Source organism: Siccirubricoccus sp. G192 (genome assembly GCF_019084075.1).
Taxonomy (GTDB): domain Bacteria; phylum Pseudomonadota; class Alphaproteobacteria; order Acetobacterales; family Acetobacteraceae; genus G192.
The window spans coordinates 1676928-1696034 of record NZ_JAHREN010000001.1; the positions used below are offsets into that span (position 1 = coordinate 1676928).

The following is a 19107-nucleotide window of genomic DNA, read 5'->3' on the forward strand; positions in this document are numbered from 1 at the left end:
GCTCCGGAAAGGACTGACACCGATGAGCGAAACCCTCGACCAGCAGATCGCCTCCGCCGCCCGCACCGATGCGCCGCCCGCCATCCTGCTGGACAAGGTCAACAAGTGGTTCGGCGCGCTGCATGTGCTGCGCGACGTCTCGCTTTCCGTGGCGCTGGGCGAAAGGGTGGTGGTCTGCGGCCCCTCGGGCTCCGGCAAATCCACCATGATCCGCTGCATCAACCGGCTGGAGACGCACCAGGAAGGCCGCATCCTGGTGGACAATATCGAGCTGTCGGACGATCTCCGCGCGCTGGATGCCATCCGCCGCGAGGTCGGCATGGTGTTCCAGAGCTTCAACCTCTTCCCGCACCTCACCGTGCTGGAGAATTGCACCCTCGCCCCCATCTGGGTGCGCCGCATGCCCAAGGGCGAGGCCGAGGCGCTGGCCATGCAGTATCTGGAGCGCGTCCGCATCCCGGAACAGGCGAAGAAATACCCCGGCCAGCTCTCGGGCGGGCAGCAGCAGCGCGTGGCGATCGCCCGCGCGCTCTGCATGAAGCCCAAGATCATGCTTTTCGACGAGCCCACCAGCGCCCTCGACCCCGAGATGATCAAGGAGGTGCTGGACACCATGGTCTCGCTCGCGGAGGACGGCATGACCATGATCTGCGTCACCCATGAGATGGGCTTCGCCCGCCAGGTCGCCGACCGCGTGGTGTTCATGGACCGCGGCGAGATCGTGGAATCCGGCGCCCCCCGCCCAGGTCTTCGAGAACCCGCAGACCGACCGGCTCAGGCTGTTCCTCAGCCAGATCCTCAGGGGGCATTGAGGCAGGCGCCTTGCCAGGGGCCGGGCAGGCGCCTATGCCTCCGCGCCCTCCTCCCGGAGCCTCCCCTTGACCGCTCCTTCCTCCCACTCCACCGCCCAGCGCCCGTCAGGACTGCCCCTGCTGCTCGGCGTCCTCGGCGTCGTCTACGGGGATATCGGCACCAGCCCGCTCTATGCGCTGCGCGCCGCATTGCTGCATTTCGCGGCGGACGGGATCGAGCGGTGGGAGATCCTCGGCATCCTCTCCCTCATCATCTGGGCGCTGATCCTGACGGTCACGGTGAAATACGTGATTTTCGTGCTGCGCGCCGACAACAAGGGCGAGGGCGGGATCCTGGCGCTGATGGCCCTGGCGCAGCGCTCCGCCCGGACCGAGCAGGGGCGCTGGCTGATCTCCATGATCGGCATCGCCGGCGCCTGCCTGTTCTTCGGCGATGGCACCATCACCCCGGCGATCTCCGTGCTCTCGGCCATGGAGGGGCTGAAGGTCATCTCCCCGGCCTTCGAGCCGCTGATCATCCCGGGCTCGGTCTTCGTGCTGCTCGGTCTTTTCCTGGTGCAGTATCGCGGCACCAGCAGCATGGGGGCGATCTTCGGGCCCGTCATGGCGGTATGGTTCGGCGTGCTGGGCCTGCTCGGCATCGTCGAGATCCTGCGGGAACCGGGGGTGCTGGCCGCCATCTCACCGCATCATGCCATCACCTTCTGCCTGCACTACCGGCTGGCGGCCTTCATCGCCTTCGGCTCGGTGGTGCTGGCGGTGACGGGGGCGGAGGCGCTCTATGCCGATATGGGGCATTTCGGGCGGGCGCCCATCCGGCTGGTCTGGATGGGCTTCGTGCTGCCGGCGCTGGCGCTCAACTATCTCGGCCAGGGGGCGCTGCTGCTCTCCGACCCGGCGGCGCTGGAGAATCCCTTCTACCTGCTGGCGCCCGATTGGTTGCGGCTGCCGCTGGTGGTGCTGGCCACCGCCGCCACCATCATCGCTTCCCAGGCGATGATCTCCGGTGCTTATTCGATCGCCCGCCAATGTGTGCAGATGGGCTTCCTGCCCCGGCTGGTGGTCCGCCACACCAGCGAGACGGAGGAGGGCCAGATCTACCTGCCGCAGATCAATTTCGCCCTGCTGGCCGGGGTGCTGATCCTGGTGCTGTCTTTCCATAATTCGGATAGCTTGGCGGCGGCCTATGGCATCGCGGTGACCGGCACCTTCGTCTGCACCAGCATCCTGGCCATGCTGGTCTTCAGCCGCCAGTTCCATTGGCCGCTGCTGGTGGTGGCGGCGGTCTTCGTGCCGCTGTTCCTGATCGACCTCGCCTTCTTCATCTCCAATGTGCTGAAGATCCCGGAGGGCGGCTGGGTGCCGCTGGTGCTCGGCATCGCGCTGTTCCTGCTGATGCATACCTGGAAGCGCGGGCGGGAGCTGCTGTTCGCCCGGTTCCGCCAGGACAGCCTGCCACTGAAATCCTTCCTGGCCCGGCTGCCGCAATCCCGCACCATCCGGGTGCCCGGCATCGCCGTCTTCATGACCGGCCAGGCCGATTACGTCCCCGGCGCGCTGCTGCACAACCTGAAGCACAACAAGGTCCTGCATGAGCGCGTGCTCTTCGTGACCGTGCTGAACGAGGACGTGCCCCAGGTGGCCGAGGAGCGGCGGCGGGAGGTGCAGGAATTGAGCCCGGGCATCCACCGCGTGATCGTCCGCTACGGCTTCCAGGAAAGCCCGCATATCCCGCGGGAGCTGGAGGCGCTGCGCCAGGACGGCGTCGAATTCGAACCGATGCAGGCCAGCTACTTCCTGGGGCGGGAGACGCTGGTGCAGGCCGTGGTGCCGAAGATGTCGAAGTGGCGGCAATGGCTGTTCACGGTGATGTCGCGCAATGCGGTGCCGGCGACCGAGTTCTTCCGCATCCCCTCCGACCGGGTGGTGGAGCTGGGGGTCCGGGTGGCGATCTGAACCGGCCCCCCTGATCCGGCGTTCCCTATCAGGGCGTGGAGCCCGCGAACCGCGCCTTGCCCCACAGGATCCGAAGGGGAAGACTGGACCGCCGCATGCCGAAGGTGACGCTGGTATTGGCCGCGGGCCCGGGCTTTCCGCAGGGAAGCCCGGACCGCCGCTATGAATTACAGGCGACGCTCGATGCCACGGGCCATATGGACGCCGCGGCCTGGCGGGACGACCCCGTCCCCTGGGAAGCCCGCCGGTTCTGGCCCGGCGAGCCGCTGCGCTATGGCGATGTGCAGCATGATCCGGAAACCGGCTGGTCGCTCCGCTTCTTTCCTGCGCCGGGCGAGGCGGGCGATGCGCCGCCGCATGAGGTGATCCGCGGCCCCCCTGCTGATGCGGCCGGGCGAATACCTCACCATCCGCGAGCCGGACGGCACCGAATACAGCTACCGCGTCGTCAGCCTGGGGTAGATCAGGTCGCGGCCAGGCTGGCATGCCAGCGGAACAGCCGCAGCGCCCCGCTGCCCAGCAGGCGCTGCCGCAGCAGCCAGGCCTCGGCCTCGGCGATCAGCCCGGCCGCGGCGGCGGTGGAGGGCGGGCGGCCGGGCCCGCGCAGGCCGCCGATCAGCCTTGCCCAGGCTTCGAGCGCGGCGGCGCAGTGCCGCGTCCCGGCATCCTCGGCCACATGCAGGTGGAAGCCGGCGGCGGCCAGCGCCGCTTCCAGCGCGGCCTGGTCCGGAGGCGGCGCGGCGCGGGCTTCCAATTGCATCCAGCGGCGCATGGCCTGGTCAGGCGGCGCGGCCTTTGCCACGAAGTCGAGCAGCACCAATTGCGCGCCGGGCTTCAGCGCCGCGGCGATGGCCGCGAGCAGCCTGGCCGGGTCGGCGCCGGCCCGCAGCGGCTCCAGCGCCAGGGCATGGTGGTGGTAGCGGGCGCGGGATTGCGGCGCGGCCGGGTCCCAGGGCTGCACCGCGACCCGGCGGCCGAGCGGCCGCAGCCGCGCCTCCATGCGCCCGGCGAGCAGCGGGTCGCAGTGATGCGCAGCCACCCAGGCGCCGCAGCCTCTGGCGATGCAGCCGGCGGCGCCGCCGGCATCATGGCCAAGCAGCAGCAGGGTGGTGGCCGGGGAGAGTGGCAGCAGCCCGGCCAGGCGCTGGACCTCCGCCTCGCCTCCCGGCAGGGCGAACCCTTCCTGCCACAGGCGGTCAGCCCAATCGGCCCGCGCCGCGCCCGGCGGCGGGCCGGGTGGCGGCCCTGGCGGCAGGGCGGGGTCCGGGGGTGTCACCGGGCCTGCGGCCTCCGGCCCGCCGCGCCAGGACAGGTGCCGCAAGGCCATGGCGGAGGCCGCGCGCAGCCCGTTCTGCCACAGCGGCGTCATGGGCCGGCCGGATGGGTGAGGACGGCGGACATGGAGGGGGCGCCTGCTCCTGGAAGCCGGCGCGCAGGACATCATGCATCCATGAAGGAATCGTCATGATGGCCGACGGGAAGGACCCGGCCGGCCCCTGTCAGAGCATGATTACCACGTAGTCCTGCTCGACCGAGACGCTCACCGTTTCCGCCGCGAAGGGCCCTTTGGCCAGGTCCTCCCCCCGGCTCGACCGTCACGTTGTAGGTGCGCGCCTTCACGTCGTTGGGGTCGCACCAGGATTGCCCGGTGCGGATGTCGAATTCCCAGCAATGCCAGGGGCAGCGCAGCATCGCGCCCTGCTTCGCCAGCCGGTACTCGCCCGGCAGGGGCGCCTCCAGCCGGCTGACGATCTCGCCGCGGCAGAGCGCCGCCCCCTGGTGCGGGCAGCGGTTGATGAGGGCGAAGAATTCCCCATCGAGGTTGAACACCCCGATCTCGCGCCCGCGGATCGTCACCAGCTTGCGGCCCCCGGGCGGGATCTCGCCCACGGCCGCGACGACATGCCGGCTCATGCTCAATCCAGCCGGTAGAGCGTCCGCGCATTCTCGCGGTAGATCAGCCGGGCCCAGTCCTCCGGCAACCTGACCTTGAAGGCGTAGCGCGGGTCGTCCTGGTCCCAGTGCGGGTAGTCGGTGGAGAACATCACCCGTTCCGGCCCGATCCATTCGATGGTCGAGAGCATGTCGGCCGGCCGCTCCGGCTCCTCGATCGGCTGGGTGGTGACCCAGATATGCTCGCGGATCTGCTCGGACGGTGCGCGCCTGAGATGCGGCACCTCGGCGCGCAGCCGCTTCCAGTGCTTGTCCAGCCGCCAGGCGAGCGCTGGCAGCCAGGCGAAGCCGCCTTCCACGAGCACCACCTTGAGGTCGGGGATCTCCTCGAAGACCCCTTCGCAGACCAGGCTGGTGACCAGGGTCTGCATGCTCTGCACGTAGGAGGGGTGCTCCTCATGGTAGAAGGAGGGCCAGCCGCCGCCGGTCGAGGCATGCCCGCTGCTGCCGCCGAGATGCAGGGAGACCGGAAAGCCGTTCGCCGCGCAGGCGGCGAGGATCCGGCGGTAGCGGTGCCGCCCCAGCGGCTCCAGCCCGCGCGGCGGGATGTTCACCTGCGCGAAGCGGGGGTCGCCGGCGCGCCGCTCGATCTCCGCCAGCGCGCTCGCCTCGTGTTCCAGGGTGATCTGCACCGAGGCCTTCAGCCGCGGCTCCGGATCACAGGAATTTCGCGCATTGCCACTCATTCACCGCCACCGCCATGGCGGCGCCGAATTCGACGTTGCGCTCGGCCGCCGCCCCGCCCACCAGCGGCGCCAGCAGCCCATATCGCACATCGAACAGGTCGAGCAGTTGCTCGCGCATCAGGTCGAGGTCGGAGCCGGGCGGGCCGCCGTCCTTCGGCCAGGAATCGCCGCGCATGCCGTTGCCGGGGGACATCCGCGGATAGGGCGAGGTCCTGGCCAGGCCCTGGCGCGAGCGGTTGCCGATGCTGCGGCGGTGCTCGCGCCAGCGCGCGGACAGGAAGGGATCGAAATCCGCCGGCGTCCGGAAGAAGGGATGCACGTCGCAGTCGATGAAGCCCAGATGGCTCTGCGCCGGGTTGTCGGGCCTGTGGTCACGGAGCGTCACGTTCATCGCTTCGTCTCCTGCATCCGGTCGGTTGCGCGGGCGGCGTTACGGGGCCGTCAGCCTAGGGTAGGTCGCGAGCGCATTCTCCACCAGCATCTTCCGCAGGAGCCCCGCCGGCAAGCCCGGCGGCAGCGCCTCGGTCCCGTCATAATGCCAGTGTGGATAGTCGGTTGCGAAGAGCAGCATGTCCTCGGAGCCGAGCTGCTCCAGCAGGGTCGCCAGCGCGGCGGCATCCGGCGGCGCGTCGAAGGGCTGCGCCGTCAGCCGCACCCGCGCCCGCACGATATCGGCCGGCAGCCGGTTGAGCCAGGGCACCTCCGCCCGCACGCCGCGCCAGGTCTTGTTGACGCGCCAGAGATTTGCCGGCAGCCAGGTGACGCCGGACTCGATGAGGACTACGCGGAGGTCGGGGAATTTCTGGAACACGCCCTCGGCCAGCAGCGAGTTGAGCGCCGCCGCGAAGCCCTGGGCATAGGAGACGTAGTCCTCCAGGTAGAAGGAGCCCCAGCCGCCCGCGCTTGGCGGATGGCGGAAGCTGGACCCGGCATGGATGCCGACCGGCAGGCCGTGCCGTTCGGCCGCGCGGTAGATCGGCCAGTTCTGCCGCCGCCCGAGCGGCAGCTCCGTCATCGCCAGCAGCAGCACCTGCACGAAGCGCCGGTCGGGCGCCATGCGCTCGATCTCCTCGGCGGCGAGGTCGGGGCTGTGCACCGGGACCACGATGGAGGCGCGCAGCCTGGGGTCGCGGTCGAGCCACTCGGCCACGAGCCAGTTGTTGATCGCCCGGCAGAGCGCCGCCGAGAGATCCTCGCTCATCATCATCTGCGCGCCGTGCAGGACGTTGCAGATGGCCGCGCGCGGCTGCATCGGGTCGAGGATATGCGCCTGCAGCGACGCGAGGCTGGAGCCCGCCGGACCGGCGGCCGGCTGCCAGTCCGGGCGGGCGTTGATCGGCGCCCCGACGGGATAGGCGCTGGTCTCCAGATTGTCCCGTTCCAGCCCGCGCCGCAGGATATGCTCGCGCCAGTAGTCGTCCAGATGTGGCAGGAGGGTCCGGGTATTGGGCACCGCCGGGTGGATGTCGCAATCGATCGCCCCTGCCTGGATCATCGCGCTCCTCCCCTGACGGTGCTGGCCCTGGGGCCTCGATGTGGTCGCGCAAATCCGCGCAATACCGGGCGGCAATGCCTCACATGCGCCGGAGCGACCGCGCGTTCTTCGCCACGACGGCGAAGATGATCAGGCCGAATCCCGCAAGGCGCAAGAGGTAGAACCAGCTCGTCTCCTCGCGCGACAGGCCGGAGAGAGCCACCAGCGCCTGGCTCAGCGCGAAGAGCAGGAAGGCACAGCCGAAGGTCGCGAAAAGGCGGTCGCCGGTCCGCCGCCAGAAGCGGAAGAAGAAAAGGCCGGCGATGAGGTAGCCCATCGTGATGAGGCCGGCGGAAAACTCGAACACGGCGGGCGCTTCCTTTCAGCTCGTCTCCCAGATGAATCCATAGAGGAGGACGCCGATGGCTGCGAGCGATGTCAGGTTCCGCAGCGGCAGCAGGTCGATCTCGGCGGGAAGCAGGATGAGGTCGATGAAGACCAGCAGGTTGTTGGCCGTGAAGCCGACGAAGCTGAGGGCGCTCCACAGCAGCAGCCGGCTGCGCGTGTGCAGGTAGCTCCGGGTGAGGAGCGCCAGGCAGCAGAGGCTCGTCGCTGCGCAGAGAAGATAGACGGCGGCCGGGAAGACCCTCATGCCTATTCCTTTTTCACCCTGAATGCATCGGCGAAGACCTGGACCTTGTCATGAGGCGCCGAGACGATCGCGTTCCGGACCGCCATCGGCTTTTCGACGCTGAGGCGCTCGAGGCGCGCGACAAGTTCAGCCACGTCCGCGCTGGCGGGCCCGTAGCGGAAGGCATCTTCCGCCTCCTCGACGACCAGGCCCGATTGCCGGAGGGAGCCGATGATGTCGACAACGAGGAGCCGGCTGCCCCGCAGTTCCCGGACCAACCGATCCACGCTCCAGGCCGCGCTTGAATCCCGCTTCAGCAACAAGAGGAGTTCAAGCGTCCAGATTGAAGTGACTGACGCACGGACGAAGGCGGCTACGTCCTCGGGGATCGTGGTGTCTGACGACAATGTCTCGGCCGGTTCGGTAGGATCGGGCGCCGAAGCGGCCTGGTTCCGCCATTGCTCCTGCGCATGCGGGAGAAGCTAGAGTGCCGGTCTCCGGAACGTCAACCTCAAGGCGTTCTGTGCATGTGTCGTGCTGCCCGTGGCGAAGCTGCCTGCGCCGCGATCCGGGCATTCCGGATCATGCATCCAGCATTTCACTTTGTCGTTTCGCCATCAGGCAGCCTCTTTCCAGCCATCACATCACCATCTACCGTAGGTAGCGGGCTGGTTCGAGGCAGTATCCGTGGTCTGCCAACCAACTCCCCATGCAGCGGGCGGCCGCCAGCCGTCCATGCTTTCGAATTCAGCCTCAGCCTGGGAGCACGGCTATGCAGCCGCATGGTGAAGCGATCGCGGGCGCCAATGGCAGCGCGGCACCTGAGGCCTATGCCGCCGAAGCCCTCGGCGGGACATCCTCCGATCTGACCCAGCTGCTGCACGCGCTGCAGGCCATGCGGGTCGGGGATTTCTCGGTCCGGCTGCCGGGCGACGAGACGGGCATCGCCGGCAAGATCGCCGATACCTTCAACGAGATCGTCGCCGCGAACCAGCGGATGGCCGAGCAGCTCGAGGAAGTCGGCCAGGTCGTCGGCCGCGAGGGCAGGACCGGCAAGCGCGTGCGCTTCGGCCTCGCCGGCGGCGCCTGGGGCGGGATGGAGGCTTCGGTCAATGCCCTGATCGACGACCTGCTGTGGCCGACGGCCGCGGTCACCCATGCCGTCACCGCGGTGGCCAAGGGCGACCTCCTCCAGACCGTGCCGCTCGACGTGGACGGGCGCCCGCTGAAGGGCGAGTTCCTCCGCTCGGCCACCATCGTCAACACCATGATCAAGCAGTTGAGCGTCTTCACCTCCGAGGTGACGCGCGTCGCGCGCGAGGTGGGCACGGACGGCAAGCTCGGCGGCCAGGCGCAGGTCCGGGAGGTCACCGGCGTCTGGAAGGACCTGACCGAGAGCGTGAATTCCATGGCGAGCAACCTGACGGCGCAGGTGCGCAACATCGCCGATGTCACGATCGCGGTCGCCAATGGCGATCTTTCCAAGAAGATCACCGTCGACGTGCGCGGCGAGATCCTGCAGTTGAAGGAGGCCATCAACACGATGGTCGACCAGCTGCGCTCCTTCGCCTCCGAGGTGACGCGCGTGGCGCGCGAGGTCGGCACCGAGGGAAAGCTGGGTGGTCAGGCGGTGGTGCCCGGCGTGGCCGGCACCTGGAAGGATCTGACCGACAACGTCAACCTGCTGGCCGGCAACCTGACGACGCAGGTGCGCAACATCGCCCAGGTGACGACGGCAGTGGCGCGCGGCGACCTCAGCCGCAAGATCACCGTGGACGTGCGTGGCGAGATCCTGGAGCTGAAGGACACCATCAACACGATGGTGGACCAGCTCAACGGCTTCGCCTCCGAAGTCACGCGCGTGGCGCGCGAGGTGGGCACCGATGGCCGGCTCGGCGGCCAGGCGATGGTGCCCGGCGTGGCGGGCACCTGGAAGGACCTGACCGATTCGGTCAACTCCATGGCCGGCAACCTGACCGGCCAGGTCCGCAACATCGCCGAGGTGGCGACGGCGATCGCCGGTGGCGACCTCAGCCGCAAGATCACCGTGAATGTCAGCGGCGAGATCCTGCAGCTGAAGGAGACCATGAACACCATGGTCGACCAGCTCAATGCCTTCGCCGGCGAGGTGACGCGCGTGGCGCGCGAGGTCGGCACCGAGGGCCGGCTCGGTGGCCAGGCCAATGTGCTCGGCGTCGCCGGCACCTGGAAGGACCTGACGGAATCGGTCAACTCCATGGCCTCCAACCTGACGGCGCAGGTCCGCAACATCGCCGAGGTCTCCACCGCCATCGCCAATGGCGATCTTTCCAAGAAGATCACCGTGGACGTGCGCGGCGAGATCCTGCAACTGAAGGAGACGATCAACACCACCGTCGACCAGCTCAACGCCTTCGCCTCCGAGGTCACGCGCGTGGCGCGCGAGGTGGGCACCGAGGGCAAGCTCGGCGGCCAGGCGCAGGTGAAGGGCGTCGCCGGCACCTGGAAGGACCTGACCGATTCGGTCAATCCCATGGCCTCCAACCTCACCGGCCAGGTGCGCAACATCGCCGAGGTGGCAACGGCCGTGGCCCGTGGCGACCTGTCCAAGAAGATCACCGTGAATGTCAGCGGCGAGATCCTGCAGTTGAAGGAGACCATCAACACGATGGTCGACCAGCTCAATGCCTTCGCCGGCGAGGTGACGCGCGTGGCGCGCGAGGTGGGCACCGATGGCCGGCTCGGCGGCCAGGCGATGGTGCCGGGCGTCGCCGGCACCTGGAAGGACCTCACGGAATCCGTCAATCCCATGGCCTCCAACCTGACCGGCCAGGTCCGCAACATCGCCGAGGTGGCGACGGCCATCGCCAATGGCGACCTCAGCCGCAAGATCACCGTCGATGTGCGGGGCGAGATCCTTCAGTTGAAGGAGACGCTGAACACCATGGTCGACCAGCTCAACCGCTTCGCCGGCGAGGTGACGCGCGTGGCGCGCGAGGTCGGCACCGAGGGGCGGCTCGGCGGCCAGGCCAATGTGCCGGGCGTCGCCGGCACCTGGAAGGACCTGACGGACAACGTGAATTCCATGGCCGGCAACCTCACTGGCCAGGTCCGCAACATCGCCGAGGTGACGACGGCGGTGGCGCGCGGCGACCTCAGCCGCAAGATCACTGTGGACGTGAAGGGCGAGATCCTGGAACTGAAGAACACCATCAACACGATGGTGGACCAGCTCAACGCCTTCGCCGGTGAGGTGACGCGCGTGGCGCGCGAGGTCGGCACCGAGGGCAAGCTCGGCGGCCAGGCGCTGGTGCCCGGTGTCGCCGGCACCTGGAAGGACCTGACCGACAATGTCAACTTCATGGCGTCCAACCTGACCGGCCAGGTGCGCAACATCGCCGAGGTCTCCACCGCCATCGCCAATGGCGATCTTTCCAAGAAGATCACCGTGGATACCCGTGGCGAGATCCTGCAACTGAAGGAGACCATCAACACGATGGTCGAGCAGTTGCGTTCCTTCGCCGGCGAGGTGACGCGCGTGGCGCGCGAGGTCGGCACCGAAGGCCGCCTCGGTGGCCAGGCGGTGGTGCCGGGCGTGGCGGGCACCTGGAAGGACCTGACCGACAACGTCAACCTGCTGGCCGGCAACCTGACGACGCAGGTGCGCAACATCGCCGAGGTGACGACGGCAGTGGCGCGCGGCGATCTCAGCCGCAAGATCACCGTGGACGTGAAGGGTGAGATCCTGGAGCTGAAGAACACCATCAACACGATGGTGGACCAGCTCAACGGCTTCGCCTCCGAAGTCACGCGCGTGGCGCGCGAGGTGGGCACCGAGGGCAGGCTCGGTGGCCAGGCGCTGGTGCCGGGCGTGGCGGGCACCTGGAAGGACCTGACGGATACCGTCAACGTCATGGCCTCCAACCTGACCGAACAGGTCCGCGGCATCGTCAAGGTGGTGACCGCCGTCGCGGATGGCGACCTGAAGCAGAACCTGACGGTGAATTCGAAAGGCGAGGTCGCGGCACTCGCCGAGACCATCAATAACATGACCAACACGCTCGCGACCTTCGCCGACCAGGTGACGACGGTCGCCCGCGAGGTGGGCGTGGAGGGGCGGCTCGGCGGCCAGGCCAATGTCCCGGGCGCCGCCGGCACCTGGAAGGACCTGACGGGGAACGTGAACCTGCTGGCGGCGAACCTGACCACCCAGGTGCGTGCGATCGCCGAGGTCGCCACCGCCGTGACGAAGGGCGACCTGACCCGCTCGATCCAGGTCGATGCGCGCGGCGAGGTCGCGGAGCTCAAAGACAACATCAACACGATGATCGACAACCTGCGGCTGACGACGGACCGCAACACGGAGCAGGACTGGCTGAAGACGAACCTGGCGCGCTTCACCAACATGCTGCAGGGCCAGCGGGACCTTGCCACCGTGGGCCGCATGCTGCTGTCGGAACTCGCGCCGCTGGTCAATGCCCAGCAGGGCGTCATCTACCAGATCGAGGCGGATCCCGGGCTGAGCCTCCGGCTCCTCTCCGCCTATGCCGATGACGACATGACGGGCCACCCCGAACGCTTGCGGATCGGCCAGGGGCTGGTCGGGCAATGCGCCGCGGATGCCCGGCGGATGGTGATAACCGAAGTGCCCCCGGATGCCGTGCCGATACGGTCCGGTCTGTTCCGCACCATGCCGCACAGCGTCATCGTCCTGCCCGTGCTCTTCGAGGGCCAGGCGAAGGCGGTGATCGAGCTGGCCTCGCTCGGCTCCTTCACCGACCTGCAATTGTCCTTCCTGGAGCAACTGACCGCGAGCATCGGCATCGTGCTGAACAGCATCGAGGCGACGATGCAGACCGAGGGCCTGCTGACGCAGTCGCAGCAGCTCGCCGGCGAGTTGCAGGCGCAGCAGCGCGAGCTTCAGCAGACCAACGAGCAGTTGGAACAGAAGGCCCAGCAGCTCGCGGAACGCAACGTGGAGGTCGAGCGCAAGAACCAGGAGATCGAGCAGGCGCGACGCGCCGTCGAGGAGAAGGCGACCGAGCTTGCCCTCACCTCGAAGTACAAATCCGAATTCCTGGCCAACATGTCGCACGAGCTGCGCACGCCCCTGAACAGCATCCTGATCCTCGGGCAGCAGCTCGGCGACAATGCCGATGGCAACCTGACCCCGCGCCAGGTGGAATTCGCCCGCACCATCCATGGCGCGGGAACCGACCTGCTCAACCTCATCAGCGACATCCTGGACCTGTCCAAGATCGAGTCGGGCACGGTCTCCGTCGATGCCGAGGAAATCCACCTGGCCAACCTCCTCGAGGTGGTGGCCCGGCCCTTCCGCCACGAGGCGGAGAACCGCGGCCTGGCCTTCGACGTCCAGCTCGATCCCCGGCTGGGGCGCAGCATGATAACGGACGCGAAGCGCCTGCAGCAGGTGCTGAAGAACCTGCTTTCCAACGCCTTCAAATTCACGGAGCAGGGCGGGGTGCGCCTCTCCCTTTCCGCCGCGGCCGAGGGCTGGGGGCCGGACCATCCTGTCCTGCGGCACGCGCCGTCGGTCATTGCCTTCGAGGTCTCCGACACCGGCATCGGCATCCTGCCGGAGAAGCAGAAGATCATCTTCGAGGCCTTCCAGCAGGCGGATGCCAGCACCAGCCGGAGATATGGCGGCACCGGCCTCGGCCTTGCCATCAGCCGCGAGCTCTCGAACCTGCTCGGCGGCGAGATTCACCTGCGGAGCACGCCGGGCGTGGGCAGCGCCTTCACGCTCTACCTGCCGCTGAAATACGCGGGCGCCCCGGCGGCGGTCCTTTCCACCCCCGCAGCTCCAGGCCAGTTCCTCCGCCCGGGCGCCGCGGCGCCCGTCGAGCATCCGCCGGAGACTGTCCCGGATGATCGCGCCGCGATCGGACCCGGCGACACCACGCTGCTGGTCGTCGAGGACGACCCGCATTATGCCCGCATCGTCGCCGACCTGGCGCGCGACAGCGGGTTCAAGGTGCTGGTGGCCTCCCGGGGCACGGAGGCGCTCGCGCTGGCGCGCGAGTACCGGCCCACCGCGGTTTCCCTCGACGTCTTCCTGCCCGATATGCTGGGCTGGACGGTGCTCAGCCAGCTCAAGCGGGACCCGGAGACCCGCCACATCCCGGTGCAGATCGCGACGCTCGACGAGGACCGGCAGCACGGCCTCGCGCGCGGCGCCTTCGCCTTCATGACGAAGCCGGCGGCGACCGAGGAGATGGAGGCGGCGCTCGTGCGGATGAAGGCCTTCGCGCAGCCCCACCGGAAGCGCCTCCTGGTGGTGGAGGACAACCCGATGGAACAGCTCGGCATCTCCGAACTGCTGGGCCATGACGACGTGGACATCGCGGTCGCCGGGACCGGAGCCGAGGCGCTGGAGCTGCTGCGGCGGGAACAGGCGGACTGCATGGTGCTCGACCTCCGGCTGCCCGACATGTCGGGCTTCGAGGTGCTCGAGCGGATCGCCGGCGAGGAGGCGCTGCGGGATCTGCCCGTGGTGGTCTTCACCGGGCGCGAGCTTTCCTCCGAGGAGGATGCGCGGCTGCGCAGCCTGGCCCGCAGCGTGGTGGTGAAGGGCGTCGAATCGCCCGAGCGGCTGCTGGACGAGACCGCGCTCTTCCTGCACCGGGTCGTCTCCGAGCTGCCGCCCGAGAAGCAGCGCATGCTCGAGCGGCTGCACAGCTCGGACGAGAACCTCGTCGGGCGCACCGTGCTGCTGGTCGATGACGACGCCCGCAACATCTTCGCCCTCAGCAGCGTGCTGGAGAGGCGCGGCATGCGCGTGCTGACGGCGACGACGGGCAACGAGGCGGTCGCGCTGATCGAATCGGTCCCGAGCATCGCAATCGCCCTGATGGACATCATGATGCCGGGCATGGACGGCTACGAGACGATGCAGATGATCCGCGCGAACCCGGCCTTCCGCCGGCTCCCGATCATCGCGCTGACCGCCAAGGCCATGAAGGGCGACCGCGAGAGGTGCCTGGAGGCCGGCGCATCCGACTACCTGGCCAAGCCCGTCAACACCGAGCAGCTCCTCTCCGCCCTGCGGATGTGGCTGCACCGCTAGGATGGGGGAGCGCGCCGTGGCCGCGGAGGAGCCGGTCAACATCCTTCTCGTGGACGACCAGCCCGCGAAGCTGCTCAGCTACGAGGTGATCCTGCACGAGCTCGGCGAGAACCTGATCCGGGCCGGATCGGCGCGGGAGGCGCTCGCGCATCTCCTGCGGACCGAGGTCGCGGTCATCCTGATCGACGTCGTCATGCCCGACCTCGACGGCTTCGAGCTGGCGGCCATGATCCGCGCGCATCCGCGGTTCGAGCGGACGGCGATCATCTTCGTCTCCGCCATCCACATGACCGACCTCGACCGGCTGCGCGGCTACGAGATCGGCGCGGTGGACTACCTGCCCGTGCCCGTGGTGCCCGACCTGCTGCGCGCCAAGGTGCGGGTCTTCGCCGAGCTCTACCGCAAGACCCGGCAGCTCGAACGGCTCAATGCCGAGCTGGAGCGGCGCGTCGCGGAGCGGACCGCCGAGCTCGAGGCCTCCACCGCGCAGTTGCGCCAGAGCGAACAGCGCCGCAGCCTGGCGCTCGCCGCCGGCCACATGGGTTCCTGGGACTGGGATCTCCGCACGGGCGAGCAGGTCTGGGACGAGGGGCAGTACCGCATCTTCGGAACCGAGCCGGGGCGCTTCGCGCCCACGGCCGAGGCCGTGCTGGCCATGCTGCACCCCGAGGACCGGGAGCCGCTCCGCCGGCTCACGGCCGAGGCGGCGGAGACGGGCCGCGCCTACGACGCCGAGTTCCGCATCCTCCGCCCGAGCGGCGAGCTGCGCTGGTGCGTCATCGGCGCGGCGCCAACGGTGGATGCCGAGGGCCGGGCCACGCGGATCAGCGGCGTCACCTACGATATCACCGAGCGCAAGGCCACCGAATCGGCGCTGCGCGGGAGCGAGGAGCGGCTGCGGATCGCGCAGGAGACGAGCGGCATCGGGATCTGGGACTGGGACCTCGCCGCTGACCGGATCATCTGGATCGGCGATGTCTATCGCATGTGGGGCCTCGACCGGAGGCGGCGGGAGTCTTCCTCCGTCACCTTCAGCCGCGTCGTGCACCCGGAGGACCAGCAACGGGTCTGGGACACGATCGAGGCTGCGCTCCGGGGCGAGAGGCCCTATGAGGCGGAGTTCCGCATCGCCTCGGGCGACGGCGCCGTCCGGTGGCTCGCCGGCCGGGGCGAGGTCATCCGGGATGCATCGGGCCGCCCGGTGCGCATGATCGGCACCGATATCGACGTGACCGACCGGCGCCGCACGGCCGAGATCCTGGCCGAGGCCAATGCCGAGCTGGAGCGGCGCGTGGAGGAGCGGACGCGCGAGCGGGAGGCGGCGCTCGCGCAGGTGCACGAGATGCAGAAGATGGAGAGCCTCGGCCAGCTCACGGGCGGCGTCGCGCATGACTTCAACAACCTGCTCATGGCCGTGCTCGGCAATCTCAGCCTGTTGCGCAAGCGGCTACCCGAGGATCCGCGGACCGCGCGCCTGATCGACGGCGCGATCCAGGGGGCGGAGCGGGGCGCGACGCTCACCAAGCGCATGCTCGCCTTCGCACGGCGGCAGGAGCTCAAGCCGGAGACCGTGGACGTGGCGCGGCTGGTGGACGGCATGGCCGAGTTGCTGCGCCGCTCGCTCGGCCCGGCGGTCCAGATCGGCACGGATTTCCTGGACAATCTGCCCGCCATACGGGTGGACCCGAACCAGCTCGAGCTCGCCCTCCTGAACCTCGCCGTCAATGCGCGGGACGCGATGCCGCTCGGCGGGCAGCTTGCGGTCACCGCCCGGTGCGCAGCCGGAGGCGGCATCCCGCAGGATCTGGCGCCCGGGCGCTATCTTTGCCTCGCCGTCTCGGATACCGGCACGGGCATGGACGAGGCCACGCTGAAGCGGGCCACCGAGCCCTTCTTCACGACCAAGGGGGTGGGCAAGGGCACTGGTCTCGGCCTCTCGATGGTCCATGGCCTTGCCGCGCAGTCGGGGGGCGCGATGCGCATCAGCAGCAGCATGGGCTCCGGGACCACCGTGGAGCTTTGGCTACCGGTCGCGGAGGGGACCGGCCTCCAGGATTCCGCGCCGCCGGCCCTGGCCGAGGCGGCATCCGCCGCCGCGCCGCCACGCCCGTGCCGCGTGCTGGTGGTGGACGACGATCCGCTGATCTGCGCGGGCACGGCGGACATGCTGGAGGATCTCGGCCATACGGTGATCGAGGCCTCCTCGGCGGCACGGGCTCTGGAGGCGCTGCGCTCCGGCGCGCAGGTGGACCTCGTGGTCACGGACCACGCCATGCCGGGGATGACCGGCATGGAACTCGCCCGGCAGATCCAGGAGACCTGGCCCGCCCTGCCGGTCCTGCTCGCAACCGGATATGCCGACCTGCCGGAGGGGGAATTCGCCGGCCTTCCCCGGCTCTCCAAGCCCTACCGGCAGGAGGAGCTGGCTGCCCATATCGCACGGTTGCTGGATTGCAGGCCGCCCTCGAATGTCATCCCGATCGAGGCGGCGCGCTGCGCCTGACCGGCCCCTGAAGGAGGGCCGGTGCCGGGCGCCCGTTCGGGCGCAAGGTCCCGGTCCAGGGCCTCACGGTGGGCGGCCGGGGTTGGCATGATGCGGCGGCAACGAAAAAGGGCTCAGCCACCGAAGTGGCTAAGCCCTTGAAAATCCTGGTGGAGCCAATCGGAATCGAACCGACGACCTCTTGAATGCCATTCAAGCGCTCTCCCAACTGAGCTATGGCCCCCCGGGGAGGCGGCGGTATAGCGGCGCTCCGGCGGTGCCGCAAGCCCCTTGGAGCGGCCTTTCCGATATCCTGCGCGGCGGTCGGATCGGGCTGGCCCGGCCGTGGATTCCGCCGTGCCGGGCGGCGCCGCGGGTGCGGTTCCAGTCGGGCCGCATTTGGTCTAGGTTGCCCCCTGATGTCGCCGTCTGCCAGGGAGTATCGCGGGCATGGGGAAGGTATATCCGGACGCGAAGGCCGCGCTTGCCGGCCTGCTGCGGGACGGCATGATGGTCATGTCCGGCGGCTTCGGCCTCTGCGGCATCCCGAGCGTGCTGATCGAGGCGATCCGCGAGAGCGGCGTGAAGGGCCTCACCGTCGTCTCCAACAATGCGGGGATCGATGATGCCGGGCTCGGCCTGCTGCTGCAGACCCGGCAGATCAGCAAGATGATCAGCTCCTATGTCGGCGAGAACGCGACCTTCGCCCGGCAATACCTGGCCGGGGAGCTGGAGATCGAGTTCAACCCGCAGGGCACCCTGGCCGAGCGCATCCGCGCCGGCGGCGCCGGCATCCCGGCCTTCTTCACCAAGACCGGGGTCGGCACCGAGGTGGCGAAGGGCAAGCCCACCCAGGAATTCGACGGCGAGACCTACGTGATGGAGCGCGGCCTCTTCGCCGACCTCGCCATCGTCCACGCCTATATGGGTGATGCGGAGGGCAACTTGGTCTATCGAAAGACCGCCCGCAATTTCAACCCGATGATGGCGACGGCGGCCAAGGTCACGGTGGCGCAGGTGGAGCACCTAGTCCGCCCGGGCGAGATCGACCCCGACCATATCGTCACTCCCGGCATCTTCGTGAAGCGCATGGTCGTCCTGCCGCCCGGCTACGAGAAGCGGATCGAGCAGCGCACCCTGCGCAAGCGTGAGGCGGCGGCTGCTGGCGCCGGCAGCGCCAACTCGGCAGCCTGAAGGAGGAGCAAGCAATGCCCTGGACCCGCGACCAGATGGCCGCCCGCGCCGCGCAGGAATTGCAGGACGGGTTCTACGTCAATCTCGGCATCGGCATCCCAACCCTGGTGGCGAACCACGTTCCCGCCGGCATCAATGTGCAATTGCAGAGCGAGAACGGCATGCTCGGCCTCGGCCCCTTCCCCTATGAGGGGGAGGAGGATGCCGACCTCATCAATGCCGGCAAGCAGACCATCACCGAATTGCCGACCAGCAGCTATTTCGACAGCGCCCAGTCCTTCGGCATGATCCGCGGCGGGCATATCGACCTCTCCATCCTGGGCGCGTTGCAGGTGGCGGAGAATGGCGACCTGGCGAACTGGATGATCCCCGGCAAGATGGTGAAGGGGATGGGCGGCGCCATGGACCTGGTGGCCGGGGTCAAGCGCGTGGTGGTGCTGATGGAGCATACCGCCGGCGGCAAGCCGAAGCTGCTGAAGCAGTGCAACCTGCCGCTGACCGGCGCCCGGGTGGTGGACATGGTGGTGACGGAACTCGCGGTCTTCGCCATCGACAAGCGCGGCGAGGGCGGTGCCACCCTGCTGGAACTGGCCCCCGAGGTGACGCTGGAGGAGGTCCGCGCCAAGACCGAGGCCGGGTTCAAGCTGGCGGAGGCGCTGCGGGCCGCCTGAAGGCTCCCGGCCAGGCCTGCGCAGGGGGCTCCCATGTGCCCTGCGCAGGGCTGGCATTCCACCTCCGCACCAAGCATTGCAGCCTTCCCCGGCGGCCCCATCTGTCCGCAGCAAGGCCGCCGTTCAGGCGCCGCGGCGGCCGGATTCGGGACCGCCAGGAAACGACATCTGGGACGCCCCGC

Annotated in this window: 13 protein-coding genes, 1 tRNA gene and 1 pseudogene; 6 read left to right on the forward strand and 9 right to left on the reverse strand. The window is 68.8% G+C overall.

Annotated elements, in window-relative coordinates; genetic code table 11:
- Positions 1–22 precede the first annotated feature (22 nt).
- Positions 23–812: pseudogene (locus KSF81_RS07970) on the forward strand (amino acid ABC transporter ATP-binding protein).
- Between the two features lie 66 nt (positions 813–878).
- A complete protein-coding gene (locus tag KSF81_RS07975) occupies positions 879–2768 on the forward strand; it encodes a potassium transporter Kup (RefSeq protein WP_217378524.1) in 1890 nt (629 codons plus the stop codon).
- A 463-nt stretch (positions 2769–3231) separates the two neighbouring features.
- Here KSF81_RS07975 and KSF81_RS07980 read toward each other — a convergent pair whose 3' ends face one another.
- The 8 genes from KSF81_RS07980 to KSF81_RS08015 all read right to left on the reverse strand — a co-directional run bounded on the left by KSF81_RS07980 (position 3232) and on the right by KSF81_RS08015 (position 7790).
- Complete coding sequence (locus KSF81_RS07980) at positions 3232–4137, reverse strand: hypothetical protein (protein ID WP_217378525.1); 906 nt, start codon at positions 4135–4137, stop codon at positions 3232–3234.
- A 71-nt stretch (positions 4138–4208) separates the two neighbouring features.
- The gene (locus tag KSF81_RS07985; protein WP_254453415.1) at positions 4209–4682 is read right to left on the reverse strand and encodes a Rieske (2Fe-2S) protein; all 474 of its coding nucleotides are present in this window, start codon (positions 4680–4682) and stop codon (positions 4209–4211) included.
- Positions 4683–4684: 2 nt separating this feature from the next.
- A complete protein-coding gene (locus tag KSF81_RS07990) occupies positions 4685–5353 on the reverse strand; it encodes an amidohydrolase family protein (RefSeq protein ID WP_217378526.1) in 669 nt (222 codons plus the stop codon).
- A 25-nt stretch (positions 5354–5378) separates the two neighbouring features.
- Positions 5379–5798: a hypothetical protein gene (locus tag KSF81_RS07995; protein WP_217378527.1), complete on the reverse strand. Its 420-nt coding sequence runs from the start codon at positions 5796–5798 to the stop codon at positions 5379–5381.
- Positions 5799–5837: 39 nt separating this feature from the next.
- Entirely contained in the window at positions 5838–6902 is a 1065-nt protein-coding gene (locus tag KSF81_RS08000) for an amidohydrolase family protein (protein ID WP_217378528.1), read from the reverse strand.
- Positions 6903–6981: 79 nt separating this feature from the next.
- Positions 6982–7248 (reverse strand): DUF5985 family protein, encoded by a 267-nt coding sequence (locus tag KSF81_RS08005; protein WP_309139503.1) that lies wholly within the window; start codon positions 7246–7248, stop codon positions 6982–6984.
- Between the two features lie 15 nt (positions 7249–7263).
- Complete coding sequence (locus KSF81_RS08010) at positions 7264–7533, reverse strand: DUF5985 family protein (RefSeq protein WP_217378529.1); 270 nt, start codon at positions 7531–7533, stop codon at positions 7264–7266.
- A 2-nt stretch (positions 7534–7535) separates the two neighbouring features.
- Positions 7536–7790: a hypothetical protein gene (locus KSF81_RS08015; protein ID WP_217378530.1), complete on the reverse strand. Its 255-nt coding sequence runs from the start codon at positions 7788–7790 to the stop codon at positions 7536–7538.
- A gap of 494 nt (positions 7791–8284) precedes the next feature.
- On the opposite strand from KSF81_RS08015, the gene KSF81_RS08020 reads away from it, so the two are divergent.
- Together KSF81_RS08020 and KSF81_RS08025 are read left to right on the forward strand one after the other, a co-directional pair.
- Positions 8285–14578 carry a HAMP domain-containing protein gene (locus KSF81_RS08020; protein ID WP_217378531.1) on the forward strand — a complete coding sequence of 2098 codons (6294 nt, stop codon included), beginning with the start codon at positions 8285–8287 and terminating at the stop codon, positions 14576–14578.
- Between the two features lie 16 nt (positions 14579–14594).
- A complete protein-coding gene (locus KSF81_RS08025) occupies positions 14595–17081 on the forward strand; it encodes a PAS domain-containing protein (protein WP_309139504.1) in 2487 nt (828 codons plus the stop codon).
- Positions 17082–17228: 147 nt separating this feature from the next.
- Here the strand turns inward: KSF81_RS08025 and KSF81_RS08030 are convergent.
- A tRNA-Ala gene (locus tag KSF81_RS08030) sits at positions 17229–17304 on the reverse strand.
- Positions 17305–17510: 206 nt separating this feature from the next.
- On the opposite strand from KSF81_RS08030, the gene KSF81_RS08035 reads away from it, so the two are divergent.
- Both KSF81_RS08035 and KSF81_RS08040 read left to right on the forward strand, forming a co-directional pair.
- Positions 17511–18254 (forward strand): CoA transferase subunit A, encoded by a 744-nt coding sequence (locus KSF81_RS08035; RefSeq protein WP_217378533.1) that lies wholly within the window; start codon positions 17511–17513, stop codon positions 18252–18254.
- 14 nt (positions 18255–18268) lie between these two features.
- The gene (locus KSF81_RS08040; RefSeq protein WP_217378534.1) at positions 18269–18925 is read left to right on the forward strand and encodes a CoA transferase subunit B; all 657 of its coding nucleotides are present in this window, start codon (positions 18269–18271) and stop codon (positions 18923–18925) included.
- The last annotated feature ends 182 nt before the right edge of the window (positions 18926–19107 follow it).

Bases quoted from the DNA above. Each gene is read 5' to 3' on its own strand.
- KSF81_RS07995 (WP_217378527.1), bottom strand. From the start codon at position 5,798: ATGAACGTGACGCTCCGTGACCACAGGCCCGACAACCCGGCGCAGAGC.
- KSF81_RS08000 (WP_217378528.1), bottom strand. From the start codon at position 6,902: ATGATCCAGGCAGGGGCGATCGATTGCGACATCCACCCGGCGGTGCCC.
- KSF81_RS08035 (WP_217378533.1), top strand. From the start codon at position 17,511: ATGGGGAAGGTATATCCGGACGCGAAGGCCGCGCTTGCCGGCCTGCTG.
- KSF81_RS08020 (WP_217378531.1), top strand. From the start codon at position 8,285: ATGCAGCCGCATGGTGAAGCGATCGCGGGCGCCAATGGCAGCGCGGCA.
- KSF81_RS07980 (WP_217378525.1), bottom strand. From the start codon at position 4,137: ATGACGCCGCTGTGGCAGAACGGGCTGCGCGCGGCCTCCGCCATGGCC.
- KSF81_RS08040 (WP_217378534.1), top strand. From the start codon at position 18,269: ATGCCCTGGACCCGCGACCAGATGGCCGCCCGCGCCGCGCAGGAATTG.
- KSF81_RS08010 (WP_217378529.1), bottom strand. From the start codon at position 7,533: ATGAGGGTCTTCCCGGCCGCCGTCTATCTTCTCTGCGCAGCGACGAGC.
- KSF81_RS07985 (WP_254453415.1), bottom strand. From the start codon at position 4,682: ATGAGCCGGCATGTCGTCGCGGCCGTGGGCGAGATCCCGCCCGGGGGC.